Raw genomic sequence first — 2,828 nt, forward strand, 5'->3', positions numbered from 1 at the left:
CCCGGCCGACGGCCCGGCCGAGCTGTCGCAGCGGGGTCAGCGCCACTGCCAGGCGTGATCCACCGGGCCGACGCCCCCGCCGAGCGCGAAGCCGGCGGCGATAGCGCCCGTGACGTACTCCTTGGCGGCGGTGACGGCCTGCGGGACGGACAGGCCCTTCGCCAGGCCTGCCGCGATCGCGGCGGCGAGGGTGCAGCCGGTGCCGTGGGTGTGCCGGTTGGCGTACCGGGGGGCGCGCAGCCACCGTTCCTCGGCGCCGTCGGTGAGCAGGTCCACCGCCTCGTGGCCGTGCGCCGCGAGATGTCCGCCCTTGATCAGCGCCCACCGCGGCCCGTGGCCGAGGATCGCGTCGGCGGCCCGCCGCATGTCGTCCTCGCTCTCCACCACCACACCCGTGAGCTGGGCCACCTCGTCCAGGTTGGGGGTGGCCACGGTGGCCCGCGGCAGCAGTTCCTTGCGTACCGCGTCCAGCGCCGTGGCGGCGAGCAGCGCGTCCCCGTGCTTGGAGACCCCGACGGGGTCCACGACGGCCGGGGCCCCGGTGTCCGCCAGCAGCGCGGCCACCGTCTCGACGAGGGCGGCGGAGGAGAGCATCCCGGTCTTCACGGCCTGGACGCCGATGTCGTCCACGACGGCCCGGTACTGAGCCGTCACGGCCTCGGCGGGCAGCTCCCAGACCCCCCGTACCCCGAGCGAGTTCTGCGCCGTCACGGCGGTCACCACGCTCATGCCGTGCACCCCGAGCGCCAGCATGGTCTTGAGGTCGGCCTGGATGCCCGCGCCGCCGCCGGAGTCGGATCCGGCGACGGTCAGGCACAGCGGCGGGGCGGTGTTCACTGGGCGCCGTCCTGGGGGGCCGGGTCGGCCCCGAAGTGGTCCCAGCCGCCGGTGCTGGTCCAGGGCGCGCCGTCGACGGTCACCTGGGGCAGTGCGGAGCGGTTGAGCACCTCGCCGATGACCTTCCAGCGGGCGGGGAGCTTCACGTCGGGCGGGAAGGTCGCCACGATCGCGTGGTCCTCTCCCCCGGTGAGCACCCACTGCAGCGGGTCCACGCCGACGGCCTGTCCGATGTCGTGCATCTGGGTCGGGATGTCGACCGCCGCCGAGCGCAGGTCGATCCGTACCTTGCTGGCGTCGGCGATGTGCCCGAGGTCGGCGATCAGGCCGTCGCTGACGTCGGTCATGGCGGTGGCGCCGAGTCCGGCGGCCGCGGGGCCCGCGTGGTACGGCGGTTCGGGGCGCCGGTGCGCCTCGACGAAGGCCCGCGGGGAGCGGAAGCCGCGCGAGAGCACGGCGAAGCCGGCCGCGGACCAGCCGAGCCAGCCGGTGACGGCGACGACGTCGCCGGGCTGGGCGCCGGAGCGCAGGACGGGCTCGTGGTTGCGCAGGTCGCCGAGGGCGGTGATGGCGACGGTGATGACGTCCCCCCGGACGACGTCCCCGCCGACCACGGCCGCGCCGGCGACCTGGCACTCGTCGCGGATCCCGTCCATCAGCTCGGTGGGCCAGGTGACCGGGAGTTCGGCGGGGACGACGAGGCCGAGCAGCAGCGCGGTCGGCACCGCGCCCATGGCGGCGATGTCGGCGAGGTTCTGCGCGGCGGCCTTGCGGCCGACGTCGTAGGCCGTGGACCAGTCGCGCCGGAAGTGCCGGCCCTCCAGCAGGATGTCGGTGCTCGCCACGACCCGCCGGTCGGGGGCGGACACCACCGCGGCGTCGTCGCCCGGTCCGAGCCGGACCGCCGGGGTGGTGGTGAGCCGTGAGGTGAGCTCCCTGATCAGCCCGAACTCCCCCAGCTCGCCGACAGTGCCCTTCATCGCTGTGCCCCTTCTTGCCCAGTCCGCTTGCGGTCGCGAGCCGTCACAGCTCTGGGTACCGTCAACAGATACGTCAACTTCTGCTCTCCGTACGCCCCGCTGTGCGTGGCGCCGGGCCCGCGGGTCTCCCCGCGGCGCACGGCGACGCGGTACCGTGGCGTCCCTTCTTCCCCCGGCCCGTTCAATCGTGTGGGGCCCACCCGAAGGTTAGGGGAAATGATCCTCGTGGCCGCCCTGGAGGTTCCGTGGTACAGGCGTACATCCTTATCCAGACCGAAGTGGGCAAGGCGTCGTTCGTCGCCGAGTCCATCGGCCAGATCCCGGGGGTGATCCAGGCCGAGGACGTGACGGGCCCGTACGACGTGATCGTGCGCGCCCAGGCCGACACCGTCGACGACCTCGGCCGTATGGTCGTCGCCAAGGTCCAGCAGGTGGAGGGGATCACCCGCACCTTGACCTGCCCGGTGGTCCATCTGTAGCCCCCGTCTACTCTTGGCCGGTGATGTCCCTCCACCACCGGCCCCTGCGTGTCCGCGTCCTGTCCGCCCTGCCCGCCTCGATGGCCGTCCTGGCCGCCGCTGCGTGCTCCCCGAGCGGATCCGAAGCCCGGTTGGACCCTCCGCCCACGCCGCCCGCCGTCGTCGCGGAGCTCTGTGCGGCACTGCACAAGGAGCTCCCGGAGACGGTGGCCGGCCTGGCGCGGACCAGAACCGAACCGGAGTCCGATCTGACCGCCGCGTGGGGCGGTTCGGCGATCGTACTGCGGTGCGGTATCCCCAAACCCCCCAAGATGCTCGATCCGAAGCAGGACGGCATCCACGTGAACGGGGTGGCCTGGCTGCTGGAAAAGCTCGACGACGGTTCCGGCGGGGGGTTCCGGTTCACCACCGGGCTCCGGAAGGCCTATACCGAGGTCCAGGTCGACAAGGAGCATGCCACGGATGCGGGGATGCTGGTCGGCCTGTCCGCGGCGATCGCCGCGACCGTGCCCGAGGGCATCTCCTCCTACTG

The 2,828-nt window shown here is 73.1% G+C and carries 4 protein-coding genes; 2 read left to right on the forward strand and 2 right to left on the reverse strand.

Annotation, left to right across the window (positions count from 1 at the left end):
- Nucleotides 1-36: 36 nt before the first annotated feature.
- Nucleotides 37-837, reverse strand: coding sequence for a bifunctional hydroxymethylpyrimidine kinase/phosphomethylpyrimidine kinase (thiD, locus tag ACWGIU_RS34640; protein WP_453712071.1), 801 nt, complete (start codon nt 835-837; stop codon nt 37-39).
- Nucleotides 834-1,817: a thiamine-phosphate kinase gene (locus tag ACWGIU_RS34645; protein WP_453712072.1), complete on the reverse strand. Its 984-nt coding sequence runs from the start codon at nt 1,815-1,817 to the stop codon at nt 834-836. The genes thiD and ACWGIU_RS34645 overlap by 4 nt, the downstream gene beginning before the upstream one ends.
- Before the next feature lie 245 nt (nt 1,818-2,062).
- On the opposite strand from ACWGIU_RS34645, the gene ACWGIU_RS34650 reads away from it, so the two are divergent.
- Entirely contained in the window at nt 2,063-2,296 is a 234-nt protein-coding gene (locus tag ACWGIU_RS34650) for an Lrp/AsnC family transcriptional regulator (RefSeq protein WP_030011290.1), read from the forward strand.
- A gap of 23 nt (nt 2,297-2,319) precedes the next feature.
- Nucleotides 2,320-2,828, forward strand: a 509-nt coding sequence (locus tag ACWGIU_RS34655; protein WP_453712073.1) for a DUF3515 domain-containing protein, incomplete at its 3' end; no start/stop codon positions are given.

It is taken from the genome of Streptomyces sp. NPDC054840, from assembly GCF_053611065.1.